The following is a 14,289-nucleotide window of genomic DNA, read 5'->3' as shown; positions in this document are numbered from 1 at the left end:
TTCAAAGGATCAAACCGTTGTGAGTGGTTTCGCGGATACGAGGAGGAAGAAACGCGCGGCCTTGTCGGTGATGCCGAGTGTACGGTGAACCTGGTTGCTGCTCACAGGCTTCTGGGAGGCGGTAATTAGGTAGACTGTCATTTGCCAATGGAAGCGGTCGCGAACCGTTCCCGATGCAAGTTGCTCTGTTCTTACGAGGAGTGAAAAGCGTGGTTCGGTGCACAGGGCATGGCGCATCCGCAAGGGCGCATGCACATGTTCGACTGTTTCAACGACAGCTGGGATCGGCTTCGAGCACGAGGGTACCGAGCAGCGCACTCGTGTCGTCGCGTTGGCTGGCTTCCAACGTTGCGGGAGCAACACCAATCCTTCACGCTTTCGCCGGGCCCAGCCGAGAAGCGGTAGATGCCTTCTATGAAGCGGCTCTCACACATGGAGGCCGCGACAATGGATGCTCGGGCTTTCGCGATCAAGGACGGCGCCGAGGGCGAGCTACGTTGCCTTCGTCCTCGACCCTGACACTAATAACATCGAAGCGTCCTGGCCTAACCCGGAAGGAAGTCAGCGACGCCCAGACGACGTCTGCATTGAGTGGCAACGTACCTTAGCCCTTCATCGGGAAGCGGACATTCCGACTATCTCAAAGTATTATTAGCTATTGGCAGGATCGATGCGACACGCCATCCGTCCTCGGTCTTCTTGAATGTCTGGCAGATTAGAAACGTGTCGCTTTGTGTCTTAGCGCCAGATAGTCCGCGCGTGAATACGATAGAAACAAGGATCTGGATCACGTCAGATCTCTCGTCCCGCGTCGTCGGCCGGATACAACTCACGACCGATGGGCACATGGCCTACGTGAAGGCGGTTGATGAGGCCTTCGGGCAGGGCGTCGACTACGCCATGCTGGTCAAGAAGTACGGCGGGAGCGCGGACCGCGGACCGGAGCGGAAATACAGCCCGGCCGTGTGCCTCGGTGCCAGCAAGCGGGCCGTGACCGGCTACCCGGAAGAGAAGCACGTTTCCACGAGCTATGTGGAGCGCCAGAACTTCAACATGCCCATGGGCATGCGGCGCTTCACCCGGCTCACAAATGCCTTCTCGAAGAAGCTGGAGAGCCACTATCACGCGCTGTCTCTCTACTTCGTGTTCTACAACTTCGTGCGCATCCATAAGACGCTGAAACAAACCTCAGCCAAGGCGGCGGGACTGTCGGATCGGCTATGGTCGATGTAAGACTTGGCCGGATGTTGGAGGCGGCCGCGCCGAAGCCGGGCAAGCGTGGGCCATACAAGACGAGCTAACGAATTGAATAAGAAAAACAAAAAAGAAAGCGTTCTTCTATTTATAAGGGAGAAGCATTGCGACGGATGGAGGCGATGCTTCGGGCCATTGAGTTCGACATCAATGTTGCTCTCTGGGACGAGGCCGTACTGGAAAAAGATAACGATATTATACGAGGCCTTGAAGACAGGCAGATTGATGGAGCTTCAGTATACAATGTTATTCATCAGGGATTAGCAGCAGATCTTTCTGTGACTCTTTGGAGACTTTACGACCTTGGAAGCAAACGGTTTAAGCCAAACAAAAGAGAAACGTCATCAATACCGCTACTTATCAGACTTGTTCGTCAAAAAAGATGCACAGATTACTATATAGATCAAGCAAAAAACTGGTCTTCTGCTTATAGTTGCTCTGAGCTTGATGCGCATTCATGCGAACAGGCTATCAAGAAGGCCGTAGAGACGTATAATAGTCCAATGAAAGGTCGCGGCCCTTCGAGTTTTAAAAAATTGCAAGCCATCAGAAATTATAGGATTGCTCATCGAAAGATAGACGATGTCAATAAATGTTTTCTGCGTTATAAAGACTTATTCGAAATTATTGAACCTGCCGTCATAATCACAGAAAATCTTAAGCTCGCCACTACTGGACACAATCTTAGCTTGGCTGAGTAAAAAATCACTATGCATGAAGAATCCCGAGCCTTCTGGTCTCGCGCCTTTCATCAGATTTCAAACTGAGACACTACCAGATGGTCGACGGCCAGCATCCGAAGCAGCGCCTCGTCGTCCACCACCAGGATCACCGGGATCGCCACCGCGCTTCCTCTCTGTGCCGAACCCTCTCAACCCCGGCTGACGCCGAATGATCCGTCGATCCAAGGGCATGCATCCTGGCGAAGACGCCGCGACCCAAGTACAAACGTGGCCGGGCGGTCCGAAGGTGCGGAAGCGAGTGGTGACGGACGTGTTGACGGACGACGCGGTGCTGGTCGCCGGCCTCGAAGCGGTTCCGGGCGTCCTGGAGGTCGTCCGGGCGGCGACCGGCATGCGCTTCGCCGCGGTCGCGCGGGTCACGGCAGACCGCTGGATGGCCTGCGCCGTGCAGGACGGGATCGGTCTCGGTATTCAGCCGGGTGGCGAGCTTCCCGTCGAGACCACGATCTGCCGCGAGGTCCGCCAAGCGGTGGGGCCGGTCGTGATCTCGGACGCGCAGGTCGACTCCGTCTACTTTAGCCACCCGACGCCCTCGATGTATGGGTTCCGCAGCTACGTCTCGACGCCGATCGTGCTGCCGGACGGCACGTTCTTCGGCGTGCTCTGCGCGCTCGATCCCGAGCCGCGCGACCTCTCGGCGCCGTGGCTGCTGCGGATGTTTCGGCTGCATGCCGAACTCATCGCCTTCCAGATTGACGCTCACCGCCGGCTCGCCGTCGGTGCCTCCGATCTGGCGGAGAGCCGGCGCGACCTCGCGACCAGCCGGGCCAGCCACGCGTCGAGCCAGGCCGACCTCGCGACGAGCCGCGCGGACTTCGCCACGAGCCAGACCGACTTGGCCACGGCCCGCACGGACCTGCGGACCAGCACGGCCTCGCTCGCGGACGAACGCGAAAGCTCTGACCTGCGTGAGCAGTTCATCGCCGTCCTCGGGCACGACCTGAGGAATCCGCTCGCCTCCATCGATGCCGGCGCGAAGCTCCTCGCGAAGGAGAACCTGTCGGAGCGCGGGCGGGGCATCCTGGACCTCGTCGGCAAGAGTGTCGCCCGCATGGCCAACCTGATCGACGACGTACTCGACTTCGCCCGCGGCCGGCTCGGCGGCGGTATCGCCGTCAAGAAGGCCGACAGGGTCCCGCTCGCCCCCATGCTGCGCCAGGTCGTCGACGAACTCGCGACCGGCCACGCCGGCCGCCGCATAGAGGTCGAGTTCGACGGGATCGGCGACTGCCGCTGCGACCCGGCCCGCATCGGGCAACTTTTGTCCAACCTCGTCGCCAACGCCCTGACCCACGGTGCGTCCGACGCTCCGGTCACGGTCCGCGGCGTGATGATCGACGGCATCGTCGAGCTGTCGGTCAGCAACGCCGGCAGGCCGATCCCGCCGGAGGCGATGGCAAACCTGTTCCAACCCTTCGTGCGCGCGTCGAGCCGCCCGAGCCAGCAGGGCCTGGGGCTGGGGCTCTACATCGCCTCTGAGATCGCACGGGCGCACGGCGGCACGTTAACGGCCACCTCCGGTCCTGAGGCGACGACCTTCGCCTTCGTGATGCCGGCCTGAGGCCCTACGCGCCGCGCCGGGGCAGCAACTCGATCACGTTCTCCGCAGTGGCCGGGGCGGCCTGCGCCGGGACCCCGAGTGCGGCCGCGACCTGGACGGCGAGCTGGTCGCGCCGGAAGGGCTTGGAGATCAACCGCACGCCGTCGTCGAGCCGACCGTGGTGGACGATGGAGTTCTCGGTGTAGCCGGACATGAAGACCACCTTCACCTCCGGTCGCAGCGCCAGGATCCGCTCGGAGAGTTCCCGGCCCCGGATCCTGCCGGGCAGCACGACGTCGGTAAGGAGAAGATCGATGGCAGGTGCGTTCCCGCCAAAGACGCGCAGGCCCTCCTCGCCGTCCGCCGCCTCCAGCACCCGGTAGCCGAGGTCGGTCAGGATTGCGCAGGCGATCTCGCGAACGGCGGCCTCGTCCTCGACGATGAGGATCGTGGCCGAGCCGCGTGGCAGCTCGACGGGCGTGCCCGTGCGGACCGGCGCAGCAGCCGACCCGACGGCCCGCGGCAGGTAGAGCTTCACGGTCGTGCCCTCGCCGGGCTCGGAGTAGATCTTCACGTGTCCGCCGGACTGCTTCACGAAGCCGAACACCATCGCGAGGCCCAGGCCGGTGCCCTTGCCGTCGAGCTTCGTGGTGAAGAACGGCTCGAAGACGCGGGCCGCGACCTCCCGGGTCATGCCGTGGCCGGTGTCGGAGACCGCGACCATCGTGTAGTCGCCTGGCGTCACCTCGGCGTGATGGCGCGCGTATTCGTGGTCGATGACCTTGTTGGCGAGTTCGATGGTGAGACGCCCACCGCCGGGCATGGCGTCTCGGGCGTTCAGGGCGAGGTTCAGAACCGCACTCTCCAGCTGGGCCGGATCAGCCATCGCGGGCCACAGCCCGGCGCTCTCGACGTAGCGGACCTCGATGTGCTCGCCGAGGGTCCGCCGCAGCAGCGGCATGAGATCCGGCATGGTCGCAGCGAGGTCGATGGCGGCCGGGGCCAGGGGCTGCTTGCGGGCGAAGGCGAGGAGTTGGCCCGTCAAGGCCGCGCCGCGCTGCGCCGCCCAGGCGGCGCGCTCGATGCGCTGCTGCATCCTGTCGTCGCCAGTGAGTTTGGCGCGGACGAACTCGAGATTCCCGAGGATCACCTGGAGCAGGTTGTTGAAGTCGTGGGCGATGCCGCCGGTCAGCTGACCGATGGCCTGCATCTTCTGCGCCTCGCGCAGGACGCCCTCCGCCTGTGCCCGCTTCGTCATGTTCGACACGGTCAGGACGAAGCCGCCGACCGGCATCGGCGTGCGGCGCAGCTCCAGGTGATGCTCGTCGCCGCGCACGCGCTCGTAGACGACGATGCCGCGCGCATCGCCGCTGGCTGCACGGATCTGGTCCTCGCTCTCCAGCGCCGGGCGGCCCGCCTCGGCCGTGTGCTCGACGAAGGCGGAATAGGCCGTGCCGAGGCGGACCATGGCCTTGGGCAGGTCGAGCAGTACCCGGAAGCACTCGTTCCAGTTCGTAAGCCTGCGGTCGGGACCGAAGACGGCGACGCCTTGGCTGAGGCTGTCGAGCGAGGTGCGCAGCCGCAGGGCCAGCGCGCGCTGCTCGACCTCGACGCGGTAGGACCGCGACCAGGCCTGGTTCAGGAGCCGCGCCGCCCAGAGCAGGGTGAGGAGCGCAAGGAACAAGCCGCCGAGGACCATCCAGCGGACCCAGCCGGCGCGCGCATCGTTCTGTGCGAGCCGCTCAGCGAGGAGCGCCTGCTCATCGGCCTAGAGCCCCGAGAGCGTCCTCTCGGCATCCACCATGAAGTCGCGGCCGGCGTCCGTGTCGACAATGCGCTCGGCCGCGTCTAAGCCGCCGTCGCGACGGGCCTGCACGGTCTGGGCGAGTTCCTCCAGCTTGCGCGCGATCACCGGCGCGAGTTCGCGCAGGCGGCGCTGTTGGTCTGGATTGTCGGCGGTGAGCTTTTGCAACTCGCCCTGGTGAACGCCCAGGCGGTCGCGCGCGGCGTCGTACGGGGCAAGGTACTCGTCCCGGCCGGTCAGGACATAGCCGCGCTGGCCGCGCTCGGCGTCGCGCAGGGCGATCGCGAGATCCTTCGACGCGAGGAGGATGTCATAGCTGTGCTGCGAGGGCTCGCGCACCTGCCGCGACGCGTTCAGCCGCTCCCAGGTCGCCGCCCCGACCAGGGCAAGGATGGCGAGAAGAACGCCGAAGACGAGGAGGTTCGCGCGCTTGACGAGGTACTGGGTCATGTGGTCCAGGCTAGGCTGCACCATGCCAGGACGCCAGCGGGAGCCGCGCGCGCTTGCGGTGGGTGATGTCCCGTACATGCCTGTATCTTCCGGAGGAATTGAGGAAGCGTCACAAGGTAGCCGCCCACGCTACCTATCCGTGACCTCGACGGTGGAGAGCGCTTCCGCACGGCGCAACGTTGGAATCAGGCGGAAGGCTTGCGGCGCCTCTGTCTCGATATTCTGCTGGCCTTGCAACACGTGGGAAAGCTGGTTGGCGGAATGGATTCTGTGCATCAGTTGGAAGCCGTGGGCACCCTTCTCCGCGAGACCTGAGCCTCAGCGGCTTGTCCCCATGCGGCCCTGCCGTCACGGGACGCGCCGGGGGTGATAGCCGGGTCAAACTCGAACTAGGCACAAAGACGACGACCTCTCGCTGCTCCAATCGTCCGCCGGCGCGCACCGGGTCTGGGTGCGGCTTCTTTCCTTGGCCGCGTAGAGCGCGGCGTCCGCGGCATCGTAGAGCGCCTGGGCCGTTCCGCCGGGCACGCCCGTCACGGTCGCCACGCCGATGCTCGCGGTCACCGCGCCGGCGCCGATGCCGGCCGAAGTCACCGATAATGTCGCCAGCGCTCCGTGGACCTTGTCCTCGACCCGAAGGGTCCCGGCCGTGTCGGTGTCGGTCAGGAGGATGGCGAACTCCTCGCCGCCGACACGCGCCACGAGGTCGTCGGGCCGGTGCACGCTCACAGACAGGCACCGGCGAGCCCCTTCAGAACATCGTCGCCGGTGTGTCCGTAGCGGTCGTTGAAGCGCTTGAAGTGGTCCGCGTCGACGAGGATCAGCGAGACCAGCTTGCCCGTGCGGCAAGAACTGTCCCAGGCGGTCGCGAACACCTCGCCGAAGCGCCGGCGGTTGGCGAGCCGCGTCAGGGCGTCGAGCTTTCCGAGGCGCTCGTCGAGCAGGAGCAGGCGTGGATCGTTGACCAGCGCGCGGGCGAGTGCGGCGCGCTGCGCCATTTCGCCGGAGAGCTGGTGGGGGTAGGCGTCGGCGAAGCCCGACAATCCGACGAGATCGATAGTGGCGGTGATCCGCCCGGCTTGCGCGCGGGCGACGCCGCGCGCTTCCAGACCGAGCGCCACGTTCCCGCGGACCGTGCGCCAGGGGTAGAGCGTCGGATCCTGGAAGACCAGCAGCCGCGACGGGTCGGGTCCCTCGACCAGCACGCCGTCGACGGCGATGCGTCTGCTTCCCGGCGGTTCCAGCCCGGCGACGAGACGCAGCAGCGTGGATTTTCCGCAGCCGGACGGGCCGAGCAAAGCGGTGAAGCCGCCGGGCGCCACCTCCAGGCTGACACGGTCGAGCACGGGCAGGGATGCTCCGCCGATATCGAAGGCGTTGCTGACCTTGGCGACCAAAAGCCGGGTCCCTGCGGTGGCGTCCGCCCGCATCGTGGCCGGCGGCAAGCGCCTCGATCGAGCTGGCAACTTCTTCGAGCCGACGATCCTCGCTGACGTGCCGCGCGAGGCGAAGATGTTCTCGGAGGAGACCTTCGGCCCAGTGGCTCCCCTGATCCGCTTCGAGACCGAGGAGGAAGCCGTCGAGATGGCCAACGATACGCCGTTCGGCCTCGCTTCCTACTTCTACAGTCGCGACGTCGGCCGGGTTTTCCGTGTCGCCGAGGCGATCGAGGCCGGTATCGTCGGCATCAACGAGGGACTGATCTCCACCGAGGTCGCGCCCTTCGGCGGCGTGAAGGCCTCTGGTCTCGGCCGCGAGGGTTCAAGATACGGGATCGAGGACTACCTCGAAATCAAATACCTCTGCATCGGCGGGATAGATCCATAGGATCGAATTGGCCTTATCCCGACGCGCAGCCTTCTGCAGGGATTCTGACTAGGCTTTCCCGAGCGCTCTCTCGAAGGCGCGCTCGTCCAATTCATCCTCCCACTTGGAGACCGCTACCGTCGCCACCGCCGTGCCGATGAAGTTCGTCAGCGCCCGCGCCTCCGACATAAAGCGGTCGATACCGAAAATCAGCGCGATGCTGGCGACGGGGATGTGCCCGACCGTGCCGAGAGTCGCGGCTAGTACGATGAAGCCGCTGCCCGTCACCGCGGCGGCGCCCTTCGAGGTCAGCAGGAGGACGCCGATGATCCCGACCTGCTGCGTGAGGGAGAGGTCGGTGTCGGTCGCCTGCGCCAAAAACAGGGCGGCCATGGTCAAATAAATGCAGGTGCCGTCGAGGTTGAAGCTATAGCCGGTCGGGATCACGAGGCCGACGATGGGCTCAGCGCAGCCGGCCTTTTGCATCTTGACCATAAAACGCGGCAGCACGGGTTCGGAGGCCGAGAACCCGAAGACTAGGAGCAGCTCTTCTTTGAGATAGCGGATCAGCCGCCACACGCTGAAGCCCATCAGTCGGCAAACCGCGCCGAGCACGCCGAATATGAAGAGCAGGCAGGTCGCGTAGAAGCACAGCATGAATTGCGACAGCGAGACCACGGCACCGAGGCCGTACTTGCCGATCGTGAAGGCCATCGCGCCGAAAGCGCCGATCGGCGCGAAGCGCATGATCGTCCCGAGGAGTTGGAAGAAGATCTTGGCGAGGTCGTCCACCATCTGCACCATGCGCCGACCAGGCTCGCCGACCCGTTGCGTCGCAATTGCAAACAGGATCGCGAAGAACAGGATTTGCAGCATCTCGCCATTGGCGAAGGCGCCGACCACGGTGTTCGGGATGATATCGAGCAGGAAGCCGGTCACAGTCTCGTGCTGCGAGCGGGTGATGAACCCCTGCACGGCTTTGGCGTCGAGCGTCGAGACGTCGACATGCATGCCGGCACCTGGCCTCACGAGGTTGATGATGACGAGACCGAGGACGAGCGCGAGCGTCGTGCCGACCTCGAAATAGACGATCGCCTTCCAGCCGATCCGGCCGGCTCGGCGCATGTCGCTCATGCTGGCAATGCCGTGCACCACCGTACAGAATACGATCGGCGCGATGGTCATGCGAATTGCTTTGATCAGCGCGTCGCCGAGCGGTTTCAAGGATTCGCCGACCGGCGGAAACAGCGCGCCGAGCGCTCCGCCGAGCGCGATCGCAATCAGGACCTGGACCCAGAGCCGCCGATACCAAGCCTCGCGCTGGACCGGAATCTCGTCGAAAGCCGTAGTGGCTACCGCAGCGTCCATGCGCGTTTCCTCTCGGCATCTCGCACGCGTTGTTCGCGTGACGTCGTGGCCGGTCCGAGCAGACTCGTCTTGGCGTGAGCGCTGCCCAGGAGATGCTAGGCCCCGCCCGCAGTCGTTTGCAAACCACGATAGTTCGTGGTCCGTGAGGTTTGCTCACGCAGCTCATAGCGCTGGCCATCGTTGCAGTGCATCAGGCTCTGCGTCTTTTGAACGGGGCGGACAACCCTAGCTGTGACAGAACCTCACGCGGGGTCAGCTAAAGTGGTTTGCGCGGCGAGGTTCTCGCGGCGATCCTCTGGCATCAGCCCCACCCGGCTGCATCGCCAGGCCCGAAGCCCGACGATCGAAAACTCGGGGGGACCAGAGGAGGATTCGGGCATGAAAAGCCTTTCCGTGGCCATCATCGGTGCCGGCATGGGCGGTCTCGCGACCGCAGCGGCTCTGCGTCGGTTGGGGATTGAGACGACCGTCTACGAACAGGCTTCGCGCTTCACGCGCCTCGGTGCGGGCATCCAGATCGGCTGCAATGCCATGAAGGTGATGCGCGAGTTCGGCCTCGAGCCGACCCTGCGCGCCGCTGCCTTCTACCCGCGCTCCTGGAACAACAAGGAATACGACACTGGGGAAATCCGCTTCGACATGGTCTTCGGCGAGTCCGCCGAGGAGCGTTGGGGCACTCCCTACCTCCTCGCCCATCGCGGTGACCTACACGCGGCACTGGCGAGCGTCGTGCCGGACAGCGACATCAACCTCGATCACAAACTAACCGGCCTCGATCAGCAAGCCAACGGCAGCGTGCGCCTGAGCTTCGCGAACGGCGTGACTGCCACCCATGACGCGGTCGTTGCCTCAGACGGCGTGCACTCCTTCGTGAAGGAGGCTCTGTTCGACAAGGAGAAGCCGACCTTCACGGGGCGCATCGCCTATCGCACAGTCTTCCCGGCCTCGCTTCTCAACGGCTACGAGATTGACGATTGCACCAAGTGGTGGGGACCGGACCGGCACATCGTGATCTACTACGTGAAGCCGGACCGCAGTGAGGTCTACTTCGTGACAAGCCAGGTCGAGCCGGGCTTCCAGGTCGAATCCTGGTCGGCGATGGGCGACGTCAACGAGCTGCGCGCGGCCTTCGCCGACTTTCACCCGCAGGTGCGCCACACGCTCGCGGCCTGCCCATCTGTTCACAAATGGGCGCTCGTCGACCGCCAGCCGCTGCCCCGTTGGTCGGACGGAAACATCACGCTGCTCGGCGATGCCTGCCATCCAATGACGCCGTACATGGCGCAGGGCGCAGCCATGGCGATCGAGGATGCGGCCGTGCTCTCGCGTTGCCTGCAGGGTGTCGACCGCGACGGCGTCGCGGAAGCCTTCCGCCGCTTCGAAGCGACGCGCAAACCGCGCACCTCGCGGGTTCAGGCGAGCTCGCGCACTAATACCTGGCTCCGTGACCCGACCGACCCCGATTGGGTCTACGGCTACGATGCCTGGACCACGCCGCTCGCGAGTGGCGATGCCGACCTCGCCGTGGCGAGCTGAACGAGAAAACGGAGCCTATCGACAATGACCACCGACAAACCCCAGAGCGAGAAGTTCAGGAAGGGGCTGGCCACGCGCCGGGCCGTTCTGGGCGACGCCTATGTTGACGTGGCGCTGAATGCAGCCACCGAATTCACCTGGCCCATCCAGGAGCTCGCGACCGAGTACTGCTGGGACGAGATCTGGAACCGTCCCGGGCTCGATCGGCGCAGCCGCAGCCTGCTCAACCTCGGCATGATCGCGGCCCTCAACCGTCCGCACGAGCTCAAGGCGCATGTTCGCGGCGCGCTCAATAACGGGCTGACAAAGGCGGAAATCCAGGAGGTTTTCCTCCAGGTTGCGATCTATTGCGGGCTGCCGGCAGCGATCGACAGCTTCCGCATCGCCAAGGAGGTCATCGAGTCGATGGACAAGAATGACTAAGATCCTGCCCGTCGAGAGCGGGGATTGGCCGGGGTTCACGCGTCGCGCGATTCCCTGTCCCTCCGGCGCCCTGAGCGTCCGGATCGGCGGCTCGGCGGAAGGGCCCCCGATCCTCTTCGCGCATTCGATCCTGACGGACGGCGCAATCTGGGCCCGACAGGCCGCGAGGCTCGGCGAGGAAGGCTTCCGCGTCGTCGTGGCCGACACGCGCGGCCACGGCGCGTCAGAAGCCGCTCCGGCGCCCTACAGCCTGGACGGTCTCGGCGCCGACGTGGTCGCCGTACTCGACGGGCTGTCCATCCGTCGTGCGCATTTTGTCGGCGTTTCCCTCGGTGCAATGACCGGACTCGGCCTCGGCATCGCGCATGCCGACCGCCTGCTCAGCCTCTTCATCTGCGCGGCCCGTGCCGACGCGCCGGCGCCCTTCGCGGCGGCCTGGGACGACCGCATTGCGCTCGCCCTCGACGATGGCACGGCTGCGCTTGCAGCCCCGACAGTCGACCGCTGGTTCGGCCAGGGCTTTGCGTCGCGCGAGCCGGTTCTCGCCGAGCGGCTGACCGCCTGCATTACCGGAACGTCGACGCAGGGCTTCGTCGGCTGCGCCCGAGCGATCCAGGGGCTCGATTACCTCGGCGCGGTAGGACGGATCCGGGTGCCGACGGCGTTGGTTATTGGCACGAATGACGAGAGCCTGCTCGCACCGATGCGTGACATGGCGCCCGTCATTCACGGCGCGACCTACGCCGAGATCGCCGATGGCGGGCACTTGCCGCAGGTCGACCAGCCCGAGCGTTTCGACGCGGTGCTGACGGCGCATCTTGCGGCCGTCGGCCGCTGACTCAAACCGACATTCCGGGGCCGCCTACCGCGCCCCGGAATGTCGATGCTGGTAATTCGAGCTGCGCGAGGAGCCTGTTCTCCTCTCGCCGTTTTCACTACAGCCAGCGCAATCCGCGAACGCGGCACCCGCGCCAAGAGCATCATGAGGAAGCTGCCACCGCTCAATGCCGTACGCGCCTTCGAGGCGGCAGCGCGACATGTCAGCTTCACCAAGGCGGCCGAAGAACTCTTCGTCACTCACGGCGCGGTCAGCCGGCAGGTGGCTCGGCTCGAAGAGTATTTCGGAACGAAGCTGTTCCGGCGCACACCATCTCAACTCACGCTTACTGACGCTGGGCAGCTCTATCTCACCGAGGTGACGGCGCTGCTCGACCGATTGGCGCTCGTCTCGATGCATATGATCGAGAACGCCACGCCGACGGCGCTCCGCATCAGTGCGCCGCCGACCTTCACCATGCGCTGGTTGATCGGCCGTCTCTCGACCTTCCAGAAGAAGCGTCCCGAAGTCGAGCTGCGGGTGACGACCTCTGTGGCGCCGATCGGCTCCAACGAATTCGGCTTCGATGTCGGCATCCGGGGTGTCGCCAGCCCACCGAGCGGCTGGGAGCGGGCTCCCTTCATGACGGAGTTCATCGTCCCGGTGTGCCATGTCGACCTACCGGCGCGCTCGCCTCTGATGGTGCCTGGAGACCTCGCCAGCCACACGCTCATCACCTACCTCACTGAGCCCTACGATTGGCCCTCCTGGTTCGAGCAGGCCGGCGCGCCCAGGATGGCCCCGACCCAGAGCATTCTGCGCTTCGAGCAGATGTATTTCGCCCTCCACGCGGTCCAGGAACGCATGGGAATCGCCATGCTCCCGCTGTTTCTGGTGATCGACGACCTCATCGAGAAGCGTCTCTGCGTGCCCTTCGGAACCCTCGGGCTACGCCGCCGCGAGTATGGCGCCTTCTACCGGGCGGATTGCGAGGCTCGGCATCTCATCGGCAGCTTCTGCGAATGGCTACGGGAGGGTGGCAAGGCCACGGAGAAATCGACGAACGAATGGGCGCTGGCTCAGGGCTGGAAGCTCTAGACGAGGGGCGCATGATCGCAGGCCCGAGGCGCCTCGCCTCACCCGGCGTTATGAGCACACGTCGCGCAGCGTCAGTTTTCGTCGATTGCTCCGTATAGCGCCCAGGCGGACAAGCATTTGGACGCGACCGCATCAGCGTCTGGAGTGAGTGCCGTCATGTCCCACGGATTACGTCTGACCGACCCGTCACTGTTTCGCGAGCAGAACCTCGTCGGCGGCGAATGGGTGGAGGCGCGGGATCGCGCCACCATCCCGGTCACCAATCCCGCGACGGGTGCCGTCATCGGCCATGTCCCTTCGCTGTCTCGCGCCGAGGTCGCCGAGGCGGTTGAGGCGGCCCACCGAGCCCAGAAGGGCTGGCGCGCCAGGACGGCCAAGGCACGCGCCGTCATCCTGCGGCGGCTGTTCGACCTGATGATGGAGAACCAGGACGACCTCGCCCGCATCATGACCGCGGAGCAGGGCAAGCCGCTGGCCGAGGCCAAGGGCGAGATCGCCTATGCCGCATCGTTCATCGAGTGGTTCGCCGAAGAAGGGAAGCGCATCTACGGCGACACCATCCCAGCGCACCTGCCGGGCAAGCGCATCATCGTTCAGAAGGAGCCGATCGGCGTCTTCGCGGCGATCACGCCCTGGAACTTCCCGTCTGCCATGATCACCCGCAAGGCCGGCCCCGGCTGGGCCGCGGGCTGCACCGGCGTGCTGCGGCCGGCGAGCGAGACGCCGTTCTCGGCGCTGGCCCTCGGTGTGCTTGCCGAGCGCGCCGGCCTGCCGCCGGGTGTCTGCAACATTGTCACCGGCGATGCGTCCGACACCGGCAAGGAGCTCTGCGAGAACCCGCTGGTCCGAAAGCTCTCCTTCACCGGCAGCACACGGGTCGGCTCGATCCTGCTCGCGCAATGCGCACCGACGGTGAAGAAAACCAGCATGGAGCTCGGCGGCAACGCGCCCTTCATCGTGTTCGACGATGCTGATCTCGACCTCGCGGTCGCCGGGGCCATGGCCTCGAAGTACCGCAACACCGGCCAGACCTGCGTCTGCGCCAACCGCCTGCTGGTCCAGAGCGGCGTCTATGACGCCTTCGCTCAAAAGCTCGCCGAGGCGGTCTCGAAGCTGAAAGTCGGCGAAGGCACGCAGGAGGGCGTTACGCAGGGTCCCCTCATCAGCGAAGCTGCCCGGGCCAAGGTTGAGGAGCACATCGCCGACGCGCTGGAGCGGGGTAGCCGCATCGTAGCTGGCGGCAAGCGGCTCGATCGAGCTGGCAGCTTCTTCGAGCCGACGATCCTCGCCGACGTGCCGCGCGAGGCGAAGATGTTCTCGGAGGAGACCTTCGGCCCAGTCGCTCCCCTGATCCGCTTCGAGACCGAGGAGGAAGCCATCGAGATGGCCAACGACACGCCATTCGGCCTCGCCTCCTACTTCTACAGTCGCGACGTCGGCCGCGTCTTCC

At 65.0% G+C, this 14,289-nt stretch carries 10 protein-coding genes and 3 pseudogenes; 9 read left to right on the top strand and 4 right to left on the bottom strand.

What is annotated here, in order from left to right; genetic code table 11:
* Positions 1–786: 786 nt before the first annotated feature.
* From MGN01_RS21870 to MGN01_RS21860, 3 genes and pseudogenes are all read left to right on the top strand, one after another.
* A pseudogene (locus tag MGN01_RS21870) lies at positions 787–1,301 on the top strand (IS1 family transposase); the annotation flags it as partial.
* A 66-nt stretch (positions 1,302–1,367) separates the two neighbouring features.
* Positions 1,368–1,955, top strand: a complete 588-nt coding sequence (locus tag MGN01_RS21865) for an AbiU2 domain-containing protein (RefSeq protein WP_147048927.1) — start codon at positions 1,368–1,370, stop codon at positions 1,953–1,955.
* 283 nt (positions 1,956–2,238) lie between these two features.
* Positions 2,239–3,558, top strand: a complete 1,320-nt coding sequence (locus MGN01_RS21860) for a GAF domain-containing sensor histidine kinase (RefSeq protein ID WP_238257945.1) — start codon at positions 2,239–2,241, stop codon at positions 3,556–3,558.
* Positions 3,559–3,562: 4 nt separating this feature from the next.
* Here MGN01_RS21860 and MGN01_RS21855 read toward each other — a convergent pair whose 3' ends face one another.
* The 3 genes and pseudogenes from MGN01_RS21855 to MGN01_RS24460 all read right to left on the bottom strand — a co-directional run bounded on the left by MGN01_RS21855 (position 3,563) and on the right by MGN01_RS24460 (position 7,221).
* Positions 3,563–5,221, bottom strand: a complete 1,659-nt coding sequence (locus tag MGN01_RS21855) for an ATP-binding protein (RefSeq protein ID WP_238257943.1) — start codon at positions 5,219–5,221, stop codon at positions 3,563–3,565.
* A gap of 84 nt (positions 5,222–5,305) precedes the next feature.
* Positions 5,306–5,791 carry a CHASE3 domain-containing protein gene (locus tag MGN01_RS24300; RefSeq protein ID WP_244612316.1) on the bottom strand — a complete coding sequence of 162 codons (486 nt, stop codon included), beginning with the start codon at positions 5,789–5,791 and terminating at the stop codon, positions 5,306–5,308.
* 378 nt (positions 5,792–6,169) lie between these two features.
* A pseudogene (locus MGN01_RS24460) lies at positions 6,170–7,221 on the bottom strand (diguanylate cyclase).
* On the opposite strand from MGN01_RS24460, the pseudogene MGN01_RS21840 reads away from it, so the two are divergent.
* A pseudogene (locus tag MGN01_RS21840) lies at positions 7,214–7,618 on the top strand (aldehyde dehydrogenase family protein); the annotation flags it as partial. The pseudogenes MGN01_RS24460 and MGN01_RS21840 sit on opposite strands and share 8 nt — an antisense overlap.
* Positions 7,619–7,666: 48 nt before the next feature.
* On the opposite strand, the gene MGN01_RS21835 reads toward MGN01_RS21840, so the two are convergent.
* A complete protein-coding gene (locus tag MGN01_RS21835; RefSeq protein WP_147048924.1) occupies positions 7,667–8,965 on the bottom strand; it encodes a dicarboxylate/amino acid:cation symporter in 1,299 nt (432 codons plus the stop codon).
* A gap of 378 nt (positions 8,966–9,343) precedes the next feature.
* On the opposite strand from MGN01_RS21835, the gene MGN01_RS21830 reads away from it, so the two are divergent.
* The 5 genes from MGN01_RS21830 to MGN01_RS21810 form a co-directional block, all read left to right on the top strand.
* Positions 9,344–10,501: an FAD-dependent monooxygenase gene (locus tag MGN01_RS21830; protein ID WP_147048923.1), complete on the top strand. Its 1,158-nt coding sequence runs from the start codon at positions 9,344–9,346 to the stop codon at positions 10,499–10,501.
* Between the two features lie 24 nt (positions 10,502–10,525).
* Entirely contained in the window at positions 10,526–10,924 is a 399-nt protein-coding gene (locus tag MGN01_RS21825; protein ID WP_170246106.1) for a carboxymuconolactone decarboxylase family protein, read from the top strand.
* The gene (locus MGN01_RS21820) at positions 10,917–11,762 is read left to right on the top strand and encodes an alpha/beta fold hydrolase (RefSeq protein ID WP_147048922.1); all 846 of its coding nucleotides are present in this window, start codon (positions 10,917–10,919) and stop codon (positions 11,760–11,762) included. The genes MGN01_RS21825 and MGN01_RS21820 overlap by 8 nt, the downstream gene beginning before the upstream one ends.
* A 144-nt stretch (positions 11,763–11,906) precedes the next feature.
* Complete coding sequence (locus MGN01_RS21815; RefSeq protein WP_170246105.1) at positions 11,907–12,839, top strand: LysR substrate-binding domain-containing protein; 933 nt, start codon at positions 11,907–11,909, stop codon at positions 12,837–12,839.
* Between the two features lie 156 nt (positions 12,840–12,995).
* On the top strand, positions 12,996–14,289 hold a 1,294-nt coding region (locus MGN01_RS21810), incomplete at its 3' end, for an NAD-dependent succinate-semialdehyde dehydrogenase (RefSeq protein WP_147048920.1).

This window comes from Methylobacterium gnaphalii, assembly GCF_007992215.1.
In the GTDB taxonomy this organism is placed as follows: Bacteria; Pseudomonadota; Alphaproteobacteria; order Rhizobiales; family Beijerinckiaceae; genus Methylobacterium; species Methylobacterium gnaphalii.
The sequence above is the reverse complement of the archived record's forward strand: the minus strand, read 5'-3'. Positions and strand labels throughout refer to the sequence as shown.

Coding starts and splice junctions, on each gene's coding strand:
- MGN01_RS21865 (WP_147048927.1), top strand. CDS start 1,368: ATGGAGGCGATGCTTCGGGCCATTGAGTTCGACATCAATGTTGCTCTC.
- MGN01_RS21820 (WP_147048922.1), top strand. CDS start 10,917: ATGACTAAGATCCTGCCCGTCGAGAGCGGGGATTGGCCGGGGTTCACG.
- MGN01_RS24300 (WP_244612316.1), bottom strand. CDS start 5,791: ATGACCCAGTACCTCGTCAAGCGCGCGAACCTCCTCGTCTTCGGCGTT.
- MGN01_RS21815 (WP_170246105.1), top strand. CDS start 11,907: ATGAGGAAGCTGCCACCGCTCAATGCCGTACGCGCCTTCGAGGCGGCA.
- MGN01_RS21830 (WP_147048923.1), top strand. CDS start 9,344: ATGAAAAGCCTTTCCGTGGCCATCATCGGTGCCGGCATGGGCGGTCTC.
- MGN01_RS21825 (WP_170246106.1), top strand. CDS start 10,526: ATGACCACCGACAAACCCCAGAGCGAGAAGTTCAGGAAGGGGCTGGCC.
- MGN01_RS21835 (WP_147048924.1), bottom strand. CDS start 8,965: ATGGACGCTGCGGTAGCCACTACGGCTTTCGACGAGATTCCGGTCCAG.